We start from the raw sequence: 21,387 nt of genomic DNA, 5'->3' as shown, positions 1-21,387 counted from the left end.
TTCTTTTGTGAACGACCGGCAGCAATTTTAATGAAGTAGTTGTGTTTTTTAATAAACCGTCTTCTTTTTACCTAACACGTAAACTACAGCAACCATTGCTAACAGTAGCAGCATGCCTGTAAGCTGGTGAATTTCTGCCAGCCACTCAAAAGTGCCAAACTTTCCCGCTACCATTTTAGGGCTGCTTAAAACAGTAAAAACGCCAAGGATAACCTGCACGACCACAAGAGATACGGCCGCATTTTTAGCTCTATTAAAAGCAGCAGAATTGGAAATAGACCTGGCAGTAAACCACCAAATAAGTATGAATATAGCAATCAGGTAAGCAAGTGTACGGTGTACAAAGTGTACACCTATTTTGTCATAAATAATATTTTGCGGAAAGACCTCGCTAGAAAAAATTCCTTTAGGAACCATCATTCCATTTATGTCTGGCCATGTTGGAGCCGCAGTTGCAGCTTTCAACCCGGCCATAAAAGCACCGAAAGTCAACTGAATGAAAATTAACGCTGTTATAGCAATAGCCCCATTTAGCAACTTTGCTTGCACTATTCGCTGGGCCGGATCGAGTAATAATTTCAATCCAAACACGAGGGCATAACTTATTAAAATCATTGCGGCCATAAAATGCACGGCCAATCTTATGTGACTTACATAAAGGTCGTTGTCGTTCAACCCGCTTTGTACCATTATCCAACCAATGGCTCCCTGCAATGCGCCTAGTAGAAACAAGATTACAAGCGGCAAGACCATCCATTGTTTAAAGTATTTTTTTGCTAAGAAGTAAATAAAAGGAATAAGAAAAACCACCCCTATTAATCTTGCCCATAAGCGGTGAAACCACTCCCAGAAGAAAATGAATTTAAAATTGGTAAGCGTAAAGTGTGTGTTGAGGAACTTATATTGAGCTATCTGTTGGTACTTATCGAAAACCACCTGCCATTCTGTTTCGCTCGTTGGTGGCATCGCTCCCATAATTGGCTTCCATTCGGTTATTGATAATCCCGAACCGGTTAGCCTCGTTATTCCGCCCAACAAAACCTGGATAATTAACATTGCTACTCCTAAAAAAATCCAGTTAGCTACAATTCTTGTTGACTTGTCTTGTTGCATATTTTGTCTTAGTGCTTCAACTAAAGTGGAGGCGCAAGAAGTGAAACATCACAGGAGAGTGATCCGTTCACCATTCACTTTTAAATGTTTCACTTTTGCGGGGCAAAATTAGTGGTAAAACCATGGTAATAACTTTTTGAAGAATCTTTGGCTATTTCTTTCGAATTTCAAAATTGAACACGCATTTTTGTAATAGAGATGTTACAGCCCTACTACCAGAAAAGATATGTTGAAGCCGGTTGCGATGAAGCTGGAAGAGGTTGCTACGCAGGTCCGGTTTTCGCTGCTGCCGTCATTCTCCCCAAAGATTTTCATCATCCTTTCTTAAATGACAGCAAGCAATTGTCTGAAGCGCAGCGAAATGAACTACGGCCGGTTATTGAAAAAGAAGCCCTTTGTTATAGTGTTGCTAAAGTTGATCATGACGAAATTGATCGCATCAATATTTTACGTGCGTCATTTAAAGCAATGCATCTTGCTTTAGATAATTTAAAAAAACGTCCTAAATATCTTTTAATTGACGGGAATAGGTTTACGCCCTACCAGGATGTAAAACACAAATGTATTATTAAAGGCGACGGACTTTACTCCTCTATAGCTGCTGCGAGTGTACTTGCAAAGACGTACCGTGACGAGTACATGAAAAACCTGCATCACGAATACCCTCTCTATAACTGGAACAATAACAAAGGCTACGGTACCGAAGAACATCGCTTAGCGATACAGGAATATGGCTTATGCAAATATCACCGCCTGAGTTTTAATATTAATCCAAGTCAACTTGCCATCCATTTTAAGGAAGAGAATATTATGATGTAATTCTTACTCGCATCAAATTATTATAGAAGTATAATTTTTACATCACCTCCTTTACCTGTCCCAACTTGTCCGCCTGAAACTGTACTTCCGTTTATGAAACAAGAGATTAAGAAATGATCGATTTTGGATGAAATGATTTGGAATAGCAACTTTTAAATGGCTGATTAAATAAAAAAATGTTGAAGAGTGCGACGCAACATATGCCTCTAGCAGTACTTTAGTTGGCTTAAAAAAAACGGTTCTTTAAAAAAAGGTTTTCCATGCAATAAAGTCTCATTCTTTATAAACAAGGGTAGCGCTTTCTGTAGCCGCACTCCTTCTATTTGGGGCCTGAATAGCGATGACCGGCATATGGGGGTATATTTAAAAACAGAAGGTGAAGGAAAAAAGATAGATGGAAGAAAAGAACAATGAAGCAATCAACCAATTAAGCAATCAACGCCGCGCTAACCCTCAACAGCCGACCGCCATTACCTAACTCCAAACTAAGAACTTGAAACTTTTCCCTACTTCACTTCCCTTTGGCGCACGTTCAGGCTATGTAGAAAGTAACGGAAATTAAAGAAGGAAAGAGAATAAAAAAGCGATGCATTCATTTTTTAAAATAAACACATCGCCTGGAAGAACCGAACCCCTTCAAGTTCTAACTAATAATAATCCGAAAAAACGTAGACATGCCAAATAATAAGATAAACGTGAGAAACAGTTTCGTTAGCAAGTTTTGGGTTTTTCTCGAATTACGTAAATCTTTACTTACCGTCATTTTTAAGTCTACCCTTGAAAAACGTAAAAATCTTACCGGGTCCCATCCTTTTTCTACTTTATAATACAGCACCATCTTAATAAAAAACGAGAATATCCCCAGCCCTAGCAATAGAAAGTTTAGCTGGGTAATATAACTGTTGATATTATTCATTTTTTCGGAATTTTTAATTAAACGATGGCATACGCTACTTTATTCTACTTATAGCAAAATTTTTAAATTAAGCAGTTAAAGATCATATGGAGTTAAAAACTCCACACAAGGCCACCGATTCTATAGAATTTTTGCTTACACACTTGTAACGTTTTTAACCAACGCCTTTATCATACTATTACAATTATTCAAACTACTGTCTTGCTATCTTTACACGTTATGGCGAAAATTATATCTGATCCAATAGAAGTTGCTGAGGTAGAAGAACAAATAGAAGTCTATGGTGCAAGGGTTCACAATCTGAAAAATATTGACATTTCGATTCCTAAAAATAAATTGGTTGTTATTACCGGTGTTAGTGGAAGCGGCAAATCGTCACTTGCCTTTGATACAATTTACAACGAAGGCCAACGCAGGTATATGGAAAGCTTTAGTGCTTATGCAAGGCAGTTCATAGGAGATATGGAAAGACCTGATGTTGACAAGATAACCGGTCTAAGTCCCGTTATCTCAATTGAACAAAAGACCACTAATAAAAATCCCAGATCAACAGTCGGAACTATTACAGAAGTATACGATTTCCTTAGATTATTGTTTGCCAGGATCGGTGAGGCTTATAGCTACAACACCGGTAAGAAAATGGTTAAATGGAGCGAAGAGGAAATCGTGGAGAACATTTTTTCAAAATTCAAGGATAAAAAAATAAGTCTCCTTGCGCCGCTGGTTCGCGGGCGAAAGGGACATTATCGAGAACTTTTTGAAGATGTTAGAAAGAAAGGTTTTCTGAAAGTGAGGATCGATGGAGAAGTGAAAGACTTAAAAGAAAAGATGCAGGTTGACAGGTACAAAATTCACGATATAGAATTAGTAATAGATCGATTACAGGCAACCGACGATATGAAAGTACGCCTCAGCCAAAGCGTGCAAAAAACACTTCAGGTGGGTAAAGACCTTATGTTTTTATTGATCAATGATAGTGATACGGTGGTTCAATACAGTAAGCAATTAATGTGTGAAGACACCGGGTTAAGTTACGAAGAACCGTCACCCAATGCCTTCTCATTTAACTCTCCATATGGCGCCTGTCCATCATGTAAAGGCCTTGGAAGTGTTTACCAGATCAACATGGATGCGGTAATTCCTGATAAGAATAAAAGTATTAAAGAAGGAGCAATCGCACCCCTGGGCGAAGAGCGGGAAGCTTTTATTTACAAGCAAATCGTTCAGCTAAGTAAAAAACATAAGTTCTCTGTTGACAAACCCGTTAAAGATCTTTCGCAAAATGCACTAAATATCATTCTTTATGGAAAAGAAGATGCAAACGGGGATGTAGAAATATCGGGGGATTACGAGGCACTTCCGGGCGACATGTATACCACGGAATATGAAGGAATAGTAAATATGCTTAAAAGATGGTTTTCATCAAGCAGCAGCGAGTCTCTGAGAGATTGGGTAGAGAAATTTATGGTTTTGAAAGAATGTCCAGCCTGCAACGGTGACAGGTTAAAGAAAGAAAGTTTATGGTTTAAAGTAAACGAAAAGAATATTGCTGATTTAAGCCGCCAGGACCTGGATAAATTGTTTGTGTGGTTTACTGAAATTGAAGAAAGGCTATCTAAAAAACAAAATACCATTGCAAAAGATATTTTAAAGGAAATAAGGGAAAGGCTCAGCTTCTTGTTAGATGTGGGTCTCACCTATCTTACTTTAAACAGGTCATCTAAATCATTAAGCGGTGGCGAAAGCCAACGCATCAGGCTTGCTACCCAAATAGGCTCGCAGCTACAAGGTATTACCTACATTTTAGACGAGCCAAGTATTGGTTTGCACCAGCGGGATAATCAGCAGTTGATAGTTGCTTTAAAAAATCTAAGAGACATTGGGAATAGTGTTTTGGTGGTAGAGCACGATAAAGACATTATGCTTGCATCAGACCACTTAATTGATATAGGCCCAAAAGCAGGCAAGCATGGAGGTCAGGTAGTGGCGCAAGGTCGCCCCAGCGAAGTTTTAGCGTCTGGTTCTCCCACCTCAGCTTATTTAAGCGGAGAAAAATCGATAGCCGTTCCCAAAGAAAGAAGAGCAGGCAACGGTAATGTACTTGAACTAAAAGGAGTAAAAGGCAACAACCTTAAAGGGGTTAATGTAAAGTTTCCCTTGGGCAAGTTCATTTGCGTTACAGGTGTAAGTGGTAGTGGAAAGAGTACCCTAATTACAGAAACCCTATATCCTATTCTATCAAAGCACGCCTTCAATAGCAAGATGACTCCTATGGAGTATAAAAGCATTGCTGGTTTAAACTTTATTGATAAGGTAATAGAGATTGATCAAAGTCCCATTGGCAGAACACCGAGAAGTAATCCGGCAACCTACTGTGGCTTTTTTACTGAAATCAGAACCCTGTTTGCAGCAATTCCCGAAGCTAAAATTCGTGGTTATGCGGCAGGTCGTTTTTCTTTTAATGTCAGGGGGGGAAGATGCGACGTTTGCGAAGGAGGCGGCATGCGGGTAATAGAAATGAACTTTTTACCTGATGTCTATGTGCCGTGCGAAAAATGTAATGGAAAAAGGTATAATCGTGAAACGCTCGAGATTCGTTACAAAGGCAAATCAATTAGCGACATTCTGGATATGACTGTTGATGAAGCCGTTGAGTTTTTTCAAAACGTTCATTTTCTGTATAGAAAAATCAAAGTATTGCAGGAAGTTGGTCTTGGATATATTACGCTAGGTCAATCTGCGGTTACACTAAGCGGAGGTGAAGCCCAACGCGTAAAACTAGCCACTGAGTTGGCAAAGAAAGACACCGGAAAAACCTTCTACATCTTAGACGAGCCTACCACGGGCCTGCACTTTCAGGACATCCAGCATTTGTTAGATGTCTTAAATAAGCTGGTAGACAGAGGCAACACAGTACTGGTAATAGAACATAATCTAGATGTCATAAAAGTAGCCGATCACATTATAGACCTAGGCCCCGAAGGTGGTGATGGTGGAGGCAAGATTCTGTTTGAAGGAACACCGGAAAACCTGGTGAAAGTAAAGGCAAGTCATACGGGAAAATTTCTTGCATTAGAATTAAAGAGTAAATAAAAGTTCCTTTTCAATTTTTTGGTTACAAACATTTGTTTTTTAATGATTCATCGTTGCGTCGCACACTTGTGCTTACAGTCAACACTTAACGCCAAACTAATTAGGAACATGTTAGGATGTGGTAAAAAATCTCCTTCCTTCATCAAAATATTAAAGACTGCATAATAAGCTAAAGGAACAAATTTTACTTCCCGAACTCAGATGGATCGAAACTCGCCCGCCCCTAGTTCAATCTATATTTTAACATTATTTGGTCTTTATTCTTACATCATAAATAAAATCTTGGGTATCTAGAATTAGAAATTGATAACTGTCGCGGTGCAAGGGATTAAGGAGATAGTTAAACTCATCAGGAATTACTGTCGACGGAATTTGAATGACAGCAAACTGAGATTTTTTCAAGACTTCAGTACCGAAGTCTTTAGTAGAGGCAGGTGCAGGCGAGGCCCTCCAATTTCCCGGAAGGTCAGCAATAGTCAGCTGTAAGATATCCTTGTCAGGAATGTCAAGAGTAGTCATACTTAAGGCACGTGGAATATCCTCAATATTTACATTAACGGTGTATTCTAACACAGCAAGAGATCTACTTTCAGAAGCATAAAGGCATGGAGTAAGTTTATGATTCCAGCGTCCTCCATTTAGTCTGGCACCCTCACCACTCAGATCTTTAGCATATTTTGTTCTTCCTATCCTGTATACAATCATTGCCGACCTTATGAATAAACACCATAATCAATTCGTCCAATCAGGTTTTTAACTTCTTCTCTTCCATATTGATTGTCTAACAAATCGTATGGTGCCTGACCGCCTAATGATTGATTTGAACGAAATATCCATTCATTAAATCGGTTTTCATCTTCAAAAACTTCGTAGCCGTAAGAATAGATGTCTGCAACTCCTACAATTCTTTCACTTAAAACCATATCAAATTTGGCTGCTCCTTTTTTGTTGATAAGAGTAGCTCGCGCAACAGAAAGTACCTTTGATAATTGATTATAATCCAGTTCTGTCTTTTCTTTTAAATGTTCAAGGTCTTTTTTAGATATTCCTTCTCGTATAATATCAATTTTTTCAAAAGATGTCATTCTGCTTTCAGGCTTTTTAGATGCGTTATCCAAAATAACCCAATTATTTGTTCCAGTACTAATTTGCCTCTTACTGGTAACATATGCGGTACCATCCGCCTCCTCTACCATCGAATTTATTTTTTCTTCAGACGTAGTTTTATATGCCTTACTTCCAACTTTTTTACCTTTTTTTTGAGCACCCTCAACTCTTACAGCTTTTGAGGCTTTAGGTAAATTTTCTGTTTTACCCTCTTCCATAATACAAACTTTTACCAAAGGTAGTACAAATTTATACTGAAAACAAAATAATATTTTTTTAGAATACCCTATACCTTGGTGATGCCATCTTACTAGAACTTTAGAATTTTACTTGTAATTACTCTATCGGTAAATACAGCCCTTACTATATATATTCCGGCCGAATACTTAGTTATATCAAGCCGATAGTAATTGCTTGCCTGCCCATTTGGAATAATTACTTCTGTTAATTTTTGCCCTGCAATGTCATATACTTGTAAAGCTCTTAAGTTAGTTGGCTGCGGATAAAATTGAACGTTTATAACACCATTATTAGGGTTTGGGGTAGCTAAAAAGCCAAGCCTTTTAAGATTTGGATTGATAATAACAGTTCTAAGGTGTACATCATCCAGGTAAATATTGTTTTCGTATCCTGCCGTATTTCTAATAGCCAGTAAAATGTTGCTTTCACCCAAATAAGCAGCAAGGTTAATTGAGTCTTTTCTCCATTCGGAGGGTGTTGGTGTAAAGAAAGTTGTTGTTGCTACAGTTCTTGTAACTAAATCCCTTCCATGTTTTTTATAAAGGCTGGTATATGTCTGTCCGCAATCTGTGCTTATTAAAACTTCCAGCGTATCCCAAACATTATTTAGAGCATTTACGTCAGTATAAGCCGCGGCAGCAACATGGAATGATAAAAAAGCAGAATCTACTTTTTCAAGTGTAACATTTGGAAGTCGTAGGTCGTCTTTTGCTCCAACTAAAGTATAATTGAAGTTTTCAATCATAACGCTTGCATTCCCTATTTTTGATACTCCGGTTACACGTTTCCAGGTGATAGAGTTGTCAGGATTTTGGATATCCCACCCATTGGGAGGAAAAACACTTCCTTCGAAACTTTCTAAAACAGTTGTTACAGGATTGTAAAATTGAATAACGGATGAAATTGTATCGTTGGCAATAAATTCATCTGCATTGTTATCAGGATTAGAAACATAGATAGTTAAGGTATGGATACCTACTCCTGCATTTAAATTGTCTAATGATACCGTTGTTGAAGCCAGATAGGCTAAAGAACCTTTCCAGTTGTAAATGGTAACAGGACCGTTGTCAATTTGGGTACTGATATCCAATGAAGTCAATAACTGGCTTCCTTTGTTCTGGATGCTGACAATAGGAGTAAACGAACTGTTACATAATCGCTGCGCTGGTTGATCTATTGATGACAGGCGTGCATCATAATTTTTTAAAACAGGCGGAGTACAGCCGTTAGAACTTATTAAAGAAGAGCGATATGTAATAAGCGTAGTTTCCATACGAAGGACTTGTTCCTGCGTGAACATAACCAAACAACTATCAAAACTATAATCCATATAGTTTTGATACATAACTCCATTTGCAGCGGGACTGCAGGCATCTGTTTTTATACCGTTAGTACAACCTTTTGAAGCATCAGCCTGGTTAGGTGTATCATTAACATCATCTGAACCGGTGCATTCTCCCCTATCATCCCCCCATATATGGAAGAGATTGAAGTAATGGCCTGTTTCATGCGACAAAGTCTTGCCTGCATTGTAACTGTTTAACGACCCTCCGGGTAATGAACGATAATCAACTACGGCACCTTGTTCATCAGGAGTTCCAGTGTCGTTTGGAAAGGTTGCATATCCTAAAACTCCGCTCGTTAAGGTACATAACCAAACATTATAGTACTTTTTGGGATCCCAACCATTTGCGCCCCCACTCGTACTGTGTTTAACAGCGTCATTGTCCGGGCTAAAAGAAGTTTGTGTGGTTGTAATTCTTTCTATCCCCGAAGTTCCTTCACCTGTTGGTGTTTGTTGTGCCAGACAAAACTGTATACCGGTTTTGCCAAAAAAAGGCTTGAAATAGTCAGGAATTCTGGTAGTATCTGCATTGGTCCCTGAAAAGCTTTTATTCAAAACATCTAGTTGAGCTAGTATGCTTTCGTCGGACACGGTGGCAGGGTTGGTTAAAACGACATGAAACACAATCGGGATAGTATAGGCAGTCCTGTTATTATTTTGGTTAGGTTCCTCTGTTCGCCTGGATAGCCCCGTTCTAATAGCTTTTGTAAATGCAAGTCTTTCCTGTTCAAATTTTGCTTTCAGTTGTGAGCTACGTTCCAGTTTAGACTGAAGCCTGTTCATAGTAGCGCATTGCTCTTGAACTACCCTGTTTGTTTGCTGCCCCTTTGCTAATTCTGAAAATAACAATAATGCTATCAGATAAGGTAAGATCCTGAAATACATGTTGATTACTGGGTTAAAGTTTGCCTAACTATGGTAGCAGCAGCTATTAAGAAAAAAGTTATAATGGCAAATCGGTTAGTTTGAATTCCTAAGGGTTGTATGCCTGCTATTGAAATATTAATGAAAAGGAAAATTCAGTACTATTTTTTAAGCTTATATTCTTTTCCTGTGTTCCTTTCTCCTAAGAGAACATTGACTAACAAATTTAAAAAGAAAATATTTACGAAATAAATTAAATGATGCTTAACAAGCGCCTGCAATAAGCAGTGGCAAAGCTGCATGGAGATTAAAATGCATAAGAGTGCGACGCAACAAAAGCTAAATAGATTTAATGCCGTTGGTTACAAAAAAAATACTCCGCGAAATTAAAAACGCAGCCAACTTTATTACGATCGATTTCTACTGTAAAAAGGTTGTATTAAAGGGATGAAATAGGCCAGCCGCTAAATGATCGCTTCGGGGCATTTACTTTGCAAAGTAAAAGGGACAATGAAAGCAGCGAGCATCAACGAATTAAAACACGAACTTCTTACCCTCCCACCGAAAAAAGTACTGGAATTGTGTCTGCGATTGGCAAGGTTTAAAAAAGAAAATAAAGAACTCTTATCTTATTTGTTGTTTGATGCACATGATGAACAAGGATATGTGGAAAGCATTAAAAAGGAAATTGACGAGGAATTTTCTCAACTTCCTAACGGAAACTGGTACCTGGCAAAAAAGGCACTGCGGAAAATATTAAAAGCAATTAGTAAATATAGCAAGCACACAACAACGAAGGAATCTGAAGTAGAACTGCTCATACATTTTTGTCTGAACGTAAAGAAGTCAGGTATCCGTTTTCGTTCATACAAAGTACTATCGTCGCTTTATGACCAACAATTGAAAAAGTTAAACGGCCTTGTAGAGCAAGTGCATGAAGACTTGCGTTTCGATTACAAAAAGCAGCTGGAATATTTAGAGTAAGCCGGCCAAAGTTTTGGCTAAAGGGTGACAAAATAGGATAAATTGAATTGGGAACGGTTTATGTTTATCATCGTACTAAAATGAGATGAAGATGATTAGTAACACGAGGGAACCAAAAAAGCTAGCCGATATACCTATCTCCGTTCTTGATTTAGCCACCATTCTTGATGGCAAAACGACTGCGGATACTTATAAAAACAGTATAGACTTAGCAAAGCATGTAGAACAGTGGGGATTTAAGCGATATTGGCTCGCGGAGCACCACAGCATGGAAAGTATTGCCAGTTCTGCAACATCAGTTTTAATAGGCCATATAGCGGGACATACATCTACCATTCGTGTGGGGGCGGGAGGAATAATGTTGCCTAACCATGCTCCCCTAGTGATTGCAGAACAGTTTGGAACATTAGAAACTATGTATCCCGGTCGTATTGATCTCGGGCTTGGCCGTGCCCCCGGATCAGACCAGGTTACAATGCGCGCCCTTAGACGAACTCTTGTTGAAGGCCCTAATGAGTTTCCTGAAAGCGTAATGGAGTTAAAGAGATATTTTTCTAAGGAAAACGGTACAGCAAAGGTTAGGGCAATTCCAGGTGAAGGGTTAGATATCCCAATTTGGCTGCTCGGCTCTAGTACATTTAGCGCTCAGCTTGCTGCTATATTAGGAATGCCTTTTGCCTTTGCCAGCCATTTTGCGCCAACACATCTTCAGGCTGCTCTTAAATTGTACCGCGAAAATTTTCAGCCGTCAAAAGACTTAAAAGACCCTTATGATTTGGCATGTATAAATGTTATTGCTGCTGACACTGATGAAGAAGCAGGTTACCTTGCCACATCGTTTTACCAATTCGCTATGGGCATTATACATGGCTCAACAAAACCGCTGCAACCACCTATAAGAAATATGGACGAAGTCTGGAGTGAACCCGAAAAAGCAGCAATACTTCAAATGATGAAATATACATTTATCGGTTCCGCTGAAACTATTAAAGTAAAACTGCAACAATTTTTAAATGAAACACAGGTAGATGAAATAATGGTAACATCACATATATATGACCACCAGGCCCGAATCAGCTCCTATGAAATTCTTGCAAATTTGTGGAAAGACTAAAAAAAGCAAAGGTTTTGTTTGACTTTGCATAAGTACCGAGTCGCCCGGTCACAACGTTCTTACTCCTTTGATGTTCCCTGTCTTAGTTCGAAATGAGTTAAATTATAGAGCTAAAAGCGAACAGCTGACGAAAGAAGCTTAGAGGCTATTTGATAAGAAAATAATGGAGAATTGAAATTTGCAACATCAAGGGATGAGAACTGTTACGCTGTCAAACTAATTAATTCTGAAACAACTTTTACATAATCATTTAAGGAAGTAGGTTTTTCATACACTTTAGCTACACCTGCTTTTAAAAGCCGATATTCTTCATTTTGCGGAATTACTCCACTCATTACTACAACAGTTATAGACGAATAATCTTTTTGGCTTTTTAAAAAAGTGGCAATACTAAACCCGTTTAGACTTGGTAAATTATAATCAACAACAGCCAGCTTGGGCATGTGGTTTTTGTCCAATTTCTTTAAATGATTAATAAGAGCGTAAGCATCAGGACAAAAGTCTACAAGATCATATTTAAGTTGATTAAAAGCATACTTTATAATTTCTACATCTTCAATGTTGTCTTCAACAACAATTATCTTACTATACATTAGCACCTTATTATTACTGGTAAAAATTTATAAGTTTATTTGAGCACGGGACAGCAATATTTCACCATAAAACAATTGTTCTCGTGTCCATGCAATTTTAGCAATAATAAATATTGCCCGAAATTCAGAAAGGCACAAAAGCGCTCTTTCTATTAGCGAAATTAAAAAAAGGGCCAGGATGAAAATCCAGCCCTGTTTTTAAAATCCAATATCCTATGAAAAACCATTGTAATGTAATCCTGTTTTTTTACTAATGCAAATCAAAATCAGTTGGCTAATTTTGCCTCTCATTTTTATATATGTTACTTACTGTAGATAATAAGTTGAAGAAAATTGTTGTGATTGGAGACCGGGTGCTGATAAGACTATCAAAGACGGGAGAAAGAACGCAGTCGGGGTTGTACCTCCCCCCGGGAGTTCAGGAGAGAGAAAAAGTGCAACAGGGCTATGTAATTAAGACCGGGCCCGGGTACGCTATTCCAATGCCTGTTGAAAACGAGCCTTGGAAAACCGATGAAGAGCAAGTGAAGTACATTCCCTTGCAGGTGCGCGAAGGTGACCTTGCTATCTTTCTTTTAAATGGCGCTACAGAGGTTTTATATGAAGGTGAGAAATACTATATTGTTCCTCAGGGCGCCATTTTAATGCTTGAGCGTGATGACGAATTATAAAGCTTTTTGCACCTGGCTTTACAGCAATAATTACGCATGTGTGTGCCGCACTTGTCTTTATCAAAAACAACAGCAGCCTACTTTGGAAACAAAGTGCCATCAATATTAGGAACAATTCTCAGGGCATTTTTGTAATACACTTTTTTCAAGATTTCGTCAGGTAATCCCATTCCATACATTTTCCAAAAAGCATGGTATTTTTTATGGTATGGAAAGTATTCATCTTCTGTTTCCAATACCCTGAAGTAGGTTGCATATTCTTCGGGCACCCAACTGTCTTTTCCGAATAAAATTCGGTCCTGGTATTTGGTAAAAAAAGCTTTTGCTGCTTTGGGCTGCCTGCCTAATTCGGCAATGACCGCTCCGAATTCAACCACCACATTAGGTCGTTCATCAAGCAGTTTACCCAATCTTGCTAAGTCATTTGGAAACCATCCAAAGTGAGCAGCGATAAAGGTGGTATTAGGGTGTTTCTTAAAAATGTTGTGTTGCTCTTGTATCAGTACTTCAAAGGGAGCCGGGTCGGTATCACTTCTCTTCCTGCCGGCATGAGTTTTAAGTTCTAACCATCTTTCATTCTTCTCATCCAACGGATCCCAAAAAGATTTTGGATCGGCCGTATGAATAAGAACAGGAATTTTTAAGTCGCCACATTTTTTCCAAATGGCATCCAGTCTCACATCATCAACTGTAACTCTTTTGCCGGCATTGTCTTTTACTGAAAACCCAAGTGACTTAAAAATTTTTAAGCCATTTGCTCCATTTTTCACATCCTCTTCCAATTGCCTGACTGCCTTATCTTCCCAACCGTTCTCTCCGATACCGCTGAAATTAATATTGGCAAAAACAATAAAACGCTTTGGTGCATTTGCTCTTGTGTTATCAACGGCCTGCTTTAGCACTGTTCCGTTAGACCCACTAAGATTTATCATCACTGCCATATTCAACTTGTTCATGTCAGCAATCAGCGCACTTAAATTTTTGGTCCCCAAACCTGATTGGTGGTTATGAATATCAATAAAAGGAAACTTAGCTTTTGTAACCCTGTGTTCATTAACAACTAGTGTGGAAGGCGGGTCATAATTTTCGAAATCCATTACATTCTGCGCCTTTATAGTAAAAGCCACGATAAAAAACGAGGAAGCTAAGAAGATTTTTTTCATACAGATGTTTCGACCTTTTGTTGTAAGCAATAAGGAAAGATAATAATCCTTTCTAAATAACTTTTATTAAGATTAATATTTGGCGGCCGGGTTCATTTACTAAAAGCAGGCAAGCATACTTCTAAAGATTTCAAAAATTTAATTATCTATCATCTCCGCTGCAACTCTATCTCTTTGTTTAACCAGTTGCTTCTTTTTCAGCTTTTTCTTGTAAATAAAAAAAACAATAGAAGCAAGCAAGATGACTACGGCTGCAGCACTAATAATTAAGATGATAGACTTTCGGCTTCCAAAAATGATTTGACCGCTATACATGGTAATGGTTTGCCGAAGTACAAATTTTTCAAAGACAGCTTGTTCATTTAAATTGCCTTTTGAAACAAGGCCAGCCCGCGGCGGGTTATCCCATGGAGGTAAGAAGGTTGCTTTAACAGGTGTTTCATTCAACGTTTTAAAATCTTTTCCATCAAGGCTATAAAGAAAAGAAATACGGTAGAGGTCTCTTACCCACATTTGCAAAAACACACTATCGGCTTGCGGTGGTATTTCATAAATTCCCAGTATACTCTCAAATCCGTCTTTGACTTTAGAAATTTCTATCTGATTATTTCTAACAAAAACAGACACCATATCGGCTACATCTCCTATAGCAGCAAGCCCGGCAGATGCAGTGGACTCCTTTGTTCTAACCAATGTAGTGGCAGTGTAATTATCACTCAATATTTTTTGACCTATAAAACTTCCGGACGGACCATGTAAAGCAGAAAGCCTCAGCACATCGTCTTTCATCTGGTAATTTACTTCCTGAAAAACACTCCATTGCCAAATGTCATCTAGTTTATTACCCTTAAACTCATCAGTCAAGATTTTTTCCCGCGTAAGCGTATCATTCTTTGTATTTACAAATGTTATCCAATGATCCTTTGTGAACGTGAACTCTTGCAATAATCCTTGCCGTCCTGTAAACGCACTTGTCTTGCGATCGTAAGCGTGATAAAGGAAATAGAATTTACCATCTTTTTCGATGGCTGTTCCATGCCCTTTACAGATCCAGTTTTCGGCATCAACCAGTATTGGGTTTTTTGGATACTTTTCCCACGGCCCTAAAATGTCTTTTGCCCGCGCCACTCCCGACACGTAACTACATCCGGAGCCGCAACAGCCGGCAGCCGCATAGAATGCGTAGTAATATTCGTTGTGCTGTATGATGGAAACTCCTTCTACCAACGACTTCTCCCAGGCTGCGTCGTTTCTGAATAATTCCTTTTTTTGGCCGATCAAAGCAGTTCTCTCTTCATTCATTTCACATGCCCATATCGGCGTAGGCTCTCCTGCGCTGTTAGCATCTTCTTTCCATATTAAAAATAATTTGCCGCTTTTATCTCTTATCGGAAACGCATCTATCGAACCCAACTCCTCGCACACCAATGGACCGTGGTCTTTGTAGGGACCTTCTGGCCGATCCGCACTTGCAACGCCTACACATAGATTGCCGTTTTTTTTATGCGCGGTATAATACACATAAACCCTTCCTTTATCGTAGGTCATTTCGGGCGCCCAGAAATAGTAATCGGCCCATTCAGGAACTTTATTAAAAATGTAGCCTTTCTGTTTCCATGTGATAAGATCGGTTGAATATAAAAGAGGGAAAGCCGGTACCCAGTTCGAGGAAGTAGCACTAGCCCAATAGGTATCTCCAATTTTTACAATAGAAGGGTCAGGGTTTGTTCCAGGCAAAACCAGCTGTTGTGCATGCGATCCAAATGCTACACAGACAGAAAGAAAAAATACAATCAAAAACTTCATCTATACTCAATAATTATGGTAATTGCGCTGCTCAATAATCATTCCCTGCTGTTTCGCCTAAATAGTTATCAAATAAAGTTCAGCTTTACCTGATCTGAATATTAAAGCAACTGCAAACTTCGCTCTTTTATTACCTTTTGTTATAGCTGGGACGATTTTTTAATTACTCTCTTACACAGACCTGTTTTTAACAGCAAAAGTTTATACGTATGGAAGCATTTAATGTAAAAGAACACCCACACACAAGACTAAATATTTTAACCGGAGATTGGATATTGGTATCACCACACCGCACCAAAAGGCCCTGGCAAGGTAAAGTGGAAACGCTAGCTCCTGACGATCGTCCTTCCTATGATCCCAAGTGTTACCTCTGTCCCGGTAATACGAGGGCAGACGGAAGTGTTAACCCTGATTACGTGGACTCTTTTGTTTTTACAAACGACTACTCTGCCCTGCTTACAGATACGCCTGATGGCTCTTTTAACATTAATGGACTGCTTTCTGCTAAAAGCGAAAAGGGTATTTGTAAGGTGCTTAGCTTTTCACCCGATCACAGCCTAACGCTGCCGCGATTGTCTGTAGAAGGTATCGAGAAAGTGATTGATGTATGGAGCGAAGAGTTTAAAAGTATAGCCGCTGATCCAACTATTAAATATGTACAAATCTTTGAAAATAAAGGTGAAGTAATGGGGTCTAGCAATCCTCATCCGCATGGCCAGATTTGGGCAAGCTCATCAATTCCCTTAGAAATCGCGAAGGAAACAAGCCAGCAAAAGAAATATTTCGAAGAAAACGGAAAGAGCTTATTAAGCGACTATCTGCAGCTTGAGCTGGAGCAGAAAGAAAGGATTGTATTGGAGAATGAACATTTTGTAGCGCTGGTACCCTTTTGGGCGGTGTGGCCGTATGAAACCATGATTGTAAGCAAACGACATTTTACAAACCTATTGCAGTTTACCAATGACGAAAAACAGGCTTATGCACAAATTCTTAAAAAGCTGACAGCTAAGTATGACAATCTTTTCGAAATCCCGTTTCCTTACTCCGCTGGTTTACACCAGGCGCCCGTTAATGATGGAGATCACCCCGAATGGCATTGGCACATGCATTTCTATCCACCGCTATTAAGGTCTGCAACTGTTAAGAAATTTATGGTGGGTTACGAAATGCTTGCAAATCCTCAAAGAGACGTTACTGCCGAATGGGCTGCAGAAAAATTAAGAGAGCTGAGTGAAGTTCATTATAAAGAAAGCCGGTAGGAGTTTATGTAACCAGCATTGGCACTTCGGCTAGTCATTGTTGCGACGCTCCGTTCATCCGCAAAGTTCTATGGAGCTGTTTTCAACCTTTTTCTAATAACACGCAAATAGAGTTTATGTGAAGTAAGTTTTGAACTAATCTTTACATAAACTCTATTTACTTATTAAACCTGGTAATCTCTTAAGTAAGCTTTGCTTTAAGGGCGTGGTTTAACCATGTTGGTAGTATCAACACGAACATTTGCACCCGTTTTTATTTCTGCACCCAATGCTCCCTCTCGTGCACCACCAGAGGTTGGTACTGTTGTATCAGTAGTTGCTCCCTGTGATGTCTGGTGTTCTGCACTTTCGTGTTCTGTACTTTCATGCCCCTTACTTTCTTTTACTTGTCCACCATGCCCTTCAGATCCACTTTCGCTTTTTTCTGAAGAGGATGTTTCCTCTTTTTCATAAGATCCAACAGTAGAAGAACCGCCGTTTTCACAAGCAGTAAAAAACAATAAACCGGCAAGGCACACAACAGATATTTTCTTCATTTTATCTCGTTTTTATTGGGAAGCGAAGATAAATTGTTTATCGCTAACTAAAAGCGTTAAAAAGATTCAGGGAAAAACCAAGACCGGTTAAATCAATTTTACAGTAACTGCTGCAAATAATTGGAGCATTAAATACTGAAGCGCTCGTCATATTCGTTAATTCATATTGCCTAACCAGCTTATATGAAAAATACCGCACGACCATTTCAGTTACTCATCCTACTATTAACAATTTCCTGCACTGTTTCTGCACAAAGAAATTTTTGGACCGATGAGTCTGAAGCAGCCATTGCAATAAAGCGTAATCCTCAGTTAAGTTTACCCAAACAATATCGTACACTTCGTTTGGATACAGCAAGCCTTATTTCGGCCTTACGAATAACTCCAATAGAATTTACAGAAACAGCAAAAGCTGCGCCTTTTGTAATGCTGTTTCCAATGCCAGACGGAACGTCAAAAAGATTTACAATTGTAGAAACCTCTATAATGGAACAGAGGCTTGCAACTAAATTTTCAAACATTAAAACTTATGGTGGACAAGGTATTGACGATCCGTACGCAATAATCAAAATAGATTGGACAGACCTCGGCTTTCACGCCATGATACTTTCTCAAATAAACGGTGCTGTTTTTATTGACCCCTATGCCAACGGTAGCGTAGTGGATTATGTTTCTTATTATAAAAAAGATTTGCCCGCAAAAATGTCTTTAATAGAAGACGCGTCCGGTTTAAATGCAGTTGGCTTACATAACTCATCGACTGCTCAACGTACTAATGCTGCCACCTGCATAGGTGGAACGCTAAGAAAATATCGGCTTGCAGTAGCATGTACATGGCAATACGCAGTGGCAGTTGGCGGAAGGCAGGTTACGCCATCGCAGGCTTTATCAGCCATTGTAACAACCGTAAACAGGGTTGATGCAGTGTATGAAAATGAAGTAGGTATACGAATGGTACTTGTAGGCAATAATAACAAAATTCTTTTTACAGACTCAGCCTCACAATTTTTTGTTGGAAACAACAACGCGGCAACACTTATTAATGAAAGCCAAAAGGTAATAGACTCATTAATTGGCGCTGCAAACTACGACGTTGGTCATACGTTTAGTACCGGTGCCGGTGGATCTGCGGGCGTGGGAGTAGTTTGCAACAACGGTGTAAAAGCGCGTGGCGTAACAGGAAGCCCTCAACCAACCGGGGATGCTTATAATATTGATTACGTTGCCCACGAAATTGGTCACCAGTTTGGCGCCCAACATACTTTTAATGCCGCTACCGGTAATTGTGGAGGCAATAACGGTTCAGCCACTACAAACGCCGAGCCTGGTAGCGGTTCCACTATAATGGCTTATGCCGGTATATGTAATGCAATAAATAATTTGCAGCCCCATACCTTACCTTATTTTCATGCAATCAGTTTCGATCAGATAACTGCTTATATTAATTCCGCTAGTGGAAGCGGATGTGCGGTACAAATTGCAACAGGTAATAGACCGCCTACCGTTAGTGCAGGCATAGACTATATTATTCCAAAGTCAACTCCCTTTGCGCTAACCGGCACTGCCTCTGACGCTGATGGAGATCCGCTCACTTATAGCTGGGAACAGGTAAATGTCGGAGCTGCTTTCGGCGACTGGAATAAACCAACAGGGAATGCGCCCATTTTCAGGTCTTTTACACCTGTTACTTTACCAAAAAGATATTTTCCTCAATTGAGTGACATCGTAAATAACACTACTACTATGGGAGAAGTAATGCCTTCTTATGCCAGGGCCATGAATTTCAGGTTAACAGCACGCGACAACCGGGCAGGAGGGGGTGGCGTTTGTTCTGATGAAGCAAATATTACTGTAGACGGCAATGCTGGTCCTTTCGTGGTAACGGCTCCTAATACTGCCACCACCTGGGACGTTGGTTCGTTCAGCACCATTACATGGGATGTCTCAAAAACCAATCTTGCCCCTGTTAATTGCTCACATGTAAATATTGAGCTTTCTATTGATGGAGGGTTGACTTTTCCTATTACTTTATTGTCAAATACTCCTAATGACGGGCTAGAGGAAATAGTGGTTCCTAATAACATTACCAGCAATGCGAGGGTACGAGTAACTTCAGTCGGAAATATTTTCTTTGATATTTCAAATGTCAACTTTACCATAAAAGCTACTACTGAACCTGGGTTTACGTTTAGTAATCCACTCACCGTTGCTGCTTGTAGCAACACAACAGTAGCAACCGTTATCAATACAAGCTCACTTAATAAATTTGCAACTCCTATTACGCTTTCTGCATCAGGAAATCCTGCCGGTTCTACAGTTTCTTTTGGTACTAATCCCCTTACCCCCGGCTCAAATGATTCCATTACAATAAAGGGAAATATTCCGGCAGGAATTTATAATATTACTATCACCGGAACTGCAGGGTCGGTTGTTAAATCAAGGGTAATTCAATTCGTTATTGGTACACCAACAAAAGTTGCTGTAAACACAACACCAGCAAACAGCGCAATAGGCACAGCTGTTTTGGCATCCTTTAGCTGGCAACCTACCAGTGACGCTCAGTATTACACTTTACATATTTCAACTTCATCAAATTTTGCCACAAATATTCAAACCATAGATAGTATTACAACTTCAAACTATACGCTTACTACACCTTTAATGGCTAATAGTCAATATTACTGGAAAGTCGTTCCGCACAATTTATGTGGTGCCGGACCTGCTTCCACCAGCACATTATTTAAAACATCTGCAATAGTATGTAGCGATATTGTTTATAGTAAAAACCTTCCTATAACTATTGATGTTGTTGCCAATACCATTACATCCACTTTACACATTCCTGCAGGCGGCATAATCCAGGATATAAACGTGGTAGGTTTAAAAGGAACTCACTCGTACGTTGGAGACCTGACTATTAACCTTATAAGCCCTTCGAATACTAAAGTTGAATTGTTCCGAAGAGTTTGCGACAGCGACCTCAACTTCGATTTAAGTTTCGATGATCAAGCGTCCGACGCATTAAGTTGCCCCATCATTGGGGGTAAAACAAGTAAACCAAGTTTGTCTTTATCGGCATTCAACAATGAAAACAGCACAGGAACATGGAAACTGGAAGTAATAGATTCTTATGATGCCGATGGCGGCACTTTAAATGGCTGGGGTCTTAAGATTTGCACTTACGAGGTATCGGCCCTTCCTGTTAACTGGCTTTCTTTTACTGCAACTAAAAGCTCAGGCAACACGGTACTACTAAAATGGTTTGTTTCTAATGAAATAAATAACAAATACTATGAAGTAGAGAAAAGTATTGATGGAATTTTATTCAGTTATACGGGAAGAATCGAAGCGCGTAACGCTTCAGGATTGCAGCAATATCTTTTGAATGATTTGAAGCCTTACCCGGGAGGTAATTACTACAGGTTAAAACAGGTAGATAAAGACGGGAAGTACAGTTATTCAAAAATTGTAAAAATTGACTTTCAAGTTCCGGGTTCCGATTTCATTATCTATCCAAACCCCGCAATTAGTAAAAGTACAGTGCGTGTATCGAATGAAGCAAAGCAACTAATTATAGCGCTGTCTGATGCTTCCGGCAAACTCATTTATAAAAGAAACGCCGGATTTGTAAACGCCGGGGAAGAGTTTGAAATACCTGTCAAAGGACTTGGTAAAGGTCTCTACATCCTAACCCTGACAACAGAAAAGGGAGCTTCAAATGAGAAAATAATAATCGAGTAATACTGCTTCGCCATGTACAATTA

General features: G+C 39.3%; 16 protein-coding genes. 7 read left to right on the top strand and 9 right to left on the bottom strand.

All coding sequences use genetic code 11. The features are described 5' to 3' along the window. Window positions 1–48: 48 nt before the first annotated feature. Window positions 49–1,113, bottom strand: coding sequence for a COX15/CtaA family protein (locus JWR87_RS07170; RefSeq protein WP_297817544.1), 1,065 nt, complete (start codon window positions 1,111–1,113; stop codon window positions 49–51). Window positions 1,114–1,311: 198 nt separating this feature from the next. Here JWR87_RS07170 and JWR87_RS07165 point away from each other — a divergent pair, with 198 nt between their 5' ends. Beyond that, window positions 1,312–1,932, top strand: a complete 621-nt coding sequence (locus tag JWR87_RS07165; RefSeq protein WP_297817539.1) for a ribonuclease HII — start codon at window positions 1,312–1,314, stop codon at window positions 1,930–1,932. Window positions 1,933–2,575: 643 nt separating this feature from the next. Here JWR87_RS07165 and JWR87_RS07160 read toward each other — a convergent pair. Continuing rightward, complete coding sequence (locus JWR87_RS07160) at window positions 2,576–2,848, bottom strand: hypothetical protein (protein WP_297817536.1); 273 nt, start codon at window positions 2,846–2,848, stop codon at window positions 2,576–2,578. 219 nt (window positions 2,849–3,067) lie between these two features. Here JWR87_RS07160 and uvrA point away from each other — a divergent pair, with 219 nt between their 5' ends. Next, window positions 3,068–5,941, top strand: a complete 2,874-nt coding sequence (gene uvrA / locus JWR87_RS07155) for an excinuclease ABC subunit UvrA (RefSeq protein ID WP_297817533.1) — start codon at window positions 3,068–3,070, stop codon at window positions 5,939–5,941. 246 nt (window positions 5,942–6,187) lie between these two features. On the opposite strand, the gene JWR87_RS07150 is transcribed toward uvrA, so the two are convergent. From JWR87_RS07150 to JWR87_RS07140, 3 genes are all read right to left on the bottom strand, one after another. Further along, entirely contained in the window at window positions 6,188–6,646 is a 459-nt protein-coding gene (locus JWR87_RS07150) for an RES family NAD+ phosphorylase (RefSeq protein WP_297817530.1), read from the bottom strand. Window positions 6,647–6,654: 8 nt separating this feature from the next. Continuing rightward, window positions 6,655–7,266: an antitoxin Xre/MbcA/ParS toxin-binding domain-containing protein gene (locus JWR87_RS07145; RefSeq protein WP_297817527.1), complete on the bottom strand. Its 612-nt coding sequence runs from the start codon at window positions 7,264–7,266 to the stop codon at window positions 6,655–6,657. 92 nt (window positions 7,267–7,358) lie between these two features. Beyond that, the gene (locus JWR87_RS07140) at window positions 7,359–9,416 is read right to left on the bottom strand and encodes a M43 family zinc metalloprotease (RefSeq protein WP_297817524.1); all 2,058 of its coding nucleotides are present in this window, start codon (window positions 9,414–9,416) and stop codon (window positions 7,359–7,361) included. Between the two features lie 591 nt (window positions 9,417–10,007). On the opposite strand from JWR87_RS07140, the gene JWR87_RS07135 reads away from it, so the two are divergent. Both JWR87_RS07135 and JWR87_RS07130 read left to right on the top strand, forming a co-directional pair. Further along, window positions 10,008–10,481 carry a hypothetical protein gene (locus JWR87_RS07135; RefSeq protein ID WP_297817521.1) on the top strand — a complete coding sequence of 158 codons (474 nt, stop codon included), beginning with the start codon at window positions 10,008–10,010 and terminating at the stop codon, window positions 10,479–10,481. A 91-nt stretch (window positions 10,482–10,572) separates the two neighbouring features. Continuing rightward, the gene (locus JWR87_RS07130) at window positions 10,573–11,595 is read left to right on the top strand and encodes an LLM class flavin-dependent oxidoreductase (RefSeq protein WP_297817518.1); all 1,023 of its coding nucleotides are present in this window, start codon (window positions 10,573–10,575) and stop codon (window positions 11,593–11,595) included. A gap of 203 nt (window positions 11,596–11,798) precedes the next feature. Here the strand turns inward: JWR87_RS07130 and JWR87_RS07125 are convergent, their stop codons facing one another. Then, the gene (locus tag JWR87_RS07125; RefSeq protein WP_297817516.1) at window positions 11,799–12,188 is read right to left on the bottom strand and encodes a response regulator; all 390 of its coding nucleotides are present in this window, start codon (window positions 12,186–12,188) and stop codon (window positions 11,799–11,801) included. A gap of 299 nt (window positions 12,189–12,487) precedes the next feature. Between JWR87_RS07125 and JWR87_RS07120 the strand changes: the two genes are divergently transcribed. Further along, entirely contained in the window at window positions 12,488–12,859 is a 372-nt protein-coding gene (locus tag JWR87_RS07120; protein ID WP_297817513.1) for a co-chaperone GroES family protein, read from the top strand. Between the two features lie 77 nt (window positions 12,860–12,936). On the opposite strand, the gene JWR87_RS07115 is transcribed toward JWR87_RS07120, so the two are convergent. Both JWR87_RS07115 and JWR87_RS07110 read right to left on the bottom strand, forming a co-directional pair. After that, window positions 12,937–14,022: an amidohydrolase family protein gene (locus JWR87_RS07115; protein WP_297817509.1), complete on the bottom strand. Its 1,086-nt coding sequence runs from the start codon at window positions 14,020–14,022 to the stop codon at window positions 12,937–12,939. Between the two features lie 138 nt (window positions 14,023–14,160). Continuing rightward, on the bottom strand, window positions 14,161–15,828 hold the full coding sequence (locus JWR87_RS07110) for a family 43 glycosylhydrolase (RefSeq protein ID WP_297817506.1): 1,668 nt from the start codon (window positions 15,826–15,828) through the stop codon (window positions 14,161–14,163). A gap of 209 nt (window positions 15,829–16,037) precedes the next feature. On the opposite strand from JWR87_RS07110, the gene JWR87_RS07105 reads away from it, so the two are divergent. Then, the gene (locus JWR87_RS07105) at window positions 16,038–17,087 is read left to right on the top strand and encodes a UDP-glucose--hexose-1-phosphate uridylyltransferase (RefSeq protein ID WP_297817503.1); all 1,050 of its coding nucleotides are present in this window, start codon (window positions 16,038–16,040) and stop codon (window positions 17,085–17,087) included. Between the two features lie 197 nt (window positions 17,088–17,284). Here JWR87_RS07105 and JWR87_RS07100 read toward each other — a convergent pair whose 3' ends face one another. Further along, window positions 17,285–17,623: a hypothetical protein gene (locus JWR87_RS07100; protein WP_297817500.1), complete on the bottom strand. Its 339-nt coding sequence runs from the start codon at window positions 17,621–17,623 to the stop codon at window positions 17,285–17,287. Window positions 17,624–17,806: 183 nt separating this feature from the next. On the opposite strand from JWR87_RS07100, the gene JWR87_RS07095 reads away from it, so the two are divergent. Beyond that, window positions 17,807–21,364: a reprolysin-like metallopeptidase gene (locus JWR87_RS07095; protein ID WP_297817497.1), complete on the top strand. Its 3,558-nt coding sequence runs from the start codon at window positions 17,807–17,809 to the stop codon at window positions 21,362–21,364. Window positions 21,365–21,387: the final 23 nt, after the last annotated feature.

Source organism: Segetibacter sp., from assembly GCF_025963695.1.
In the GTDB taxonomy this organism is placed as follows: domain Bacteria; phylum Bacteroidota; class Bacteroidia; order Chitinophagales; family Chitinophagaceae; genus Segetibacter.
Note: the sequence above shows the minus strand (reverse complement) of the source record. Positions and strands in the feature narration are given on the sequence as shown.

Excerpts from the sequence above, each read along its gene's own strand:
- JWR87_RS07100 (WP_297817500.1), bottom strand. The coding sequence starts at position 17,623 with ATGAAGAAAATATCTGTTGTGTGCCTTGCCGGTTTATTGTTTTTTACT.
- uvrA (WP_297817533.1), top strand. The coding sequence starts at position 3,068 with ATGGCGAAAATTATATCTGATCCAATAGAAGTTGCTGAGGTAGAAGAA.
- JWR87_RS07145 (WP_297817527.1), bottom strand. The coding sequence starts at position 7,266 with ATGGAAGAGGGTAAAACAGAAAATTTACCTAAAGCCTCAAAAGCTGTA.
- JWR87_RS07170 (WP_297817544.1), bottom strand. The coding sequence starts at position 1,113 with ATGCAACAAGACAAGTCAACAAGAATTGTAGCTAACTGGATTTTTTTA.
- JWR87_RS07095 (WP_297817497.1), top strand. The coding sequence starts at position 17,807 with ATGAAAAATACCGCACGACCATTTCAGTTACTCATCCTACTATTAACA.
- JWR87_RS07140 (WP_297817524.1), bottom strand. The coding sequence starts at position 9,416 with ATGAACAGGCTTCAGTCTAAACTGGAACGTAGCTCACAACTGAAAGCA.
- JWR87_RS07165 (WP_297817539.1), top strand. The coding sequence starts at position 1,312 with ATGTTACAGCCCTACTACCAGAAAAGATATGTTGAAGCCGGTTGCGAT.
- JWR87_RS07150 (WP_297817530.1), bottom strand. The coding sequence starts at position 6,646 with ATGATTGTATACAGGATAGGAAGAACAAAATATGCTAAAGATCTGAGT.
- JWR87_RS07160 (WP_297817536.1), bottom strand. The coding sequence starts at position 2,848 with ATGAATAATATCAACAGTTATATTACCCAGCTAAACTTTCTATTGCTA.
- JWR87_RS07105 (WP_297817503.1), top strand. The coding sequence starts at position 16,038 with ATGGAAGCATTTAATGTAAAAGAACACCCACACACAAGACTAAATATT.
- JWR87_RS07115 (WP_297817509.1), bottom strand. The coding sequence starts at position 14,022 with ATGAAAAAAATCTTCTTAGCTTCCTCGTTTTTTATCGTGGCTTTTACT.
- JWR87_RS07110 (WP_297817506.1), bottom strand. The coding sequence starts at position 15,828 with ATGAAGTTTTTGATTGTATTTTTTCTTTCTGTCTGTGTAGCATTTGGA.
- JWR87_RS07135 (WP_297817521.1), top strand. The coding sequence starts at position 10,008 with ATGAAAGCAGCGAGCATCAACGAATTAAAACACGAACTTCTTACCCTC.
- JWR87_RS07125 (WP_297817516.1), bottom strand. The coding sequence starts at position 12,188 with ATGTATAGTAAGATAATTGTTGTTGAAGACAACATTGAAGATGTAGAA.
- JWR87_RS07120 (WP_297817513.1), top strand. The coding sequence starts at position 12,488 with ATGTTACTTACTGTAGATAATAAGTTGAAGAAAATTGTTGTGATTGGA.
- JWR87_RS07130 (WP_297817518.1), top strand. The coding sequence starts at position 10,573 with ATGATTAGTAACACGAGGGAACCAAAAAAGCTAGCCGATATACCTATC.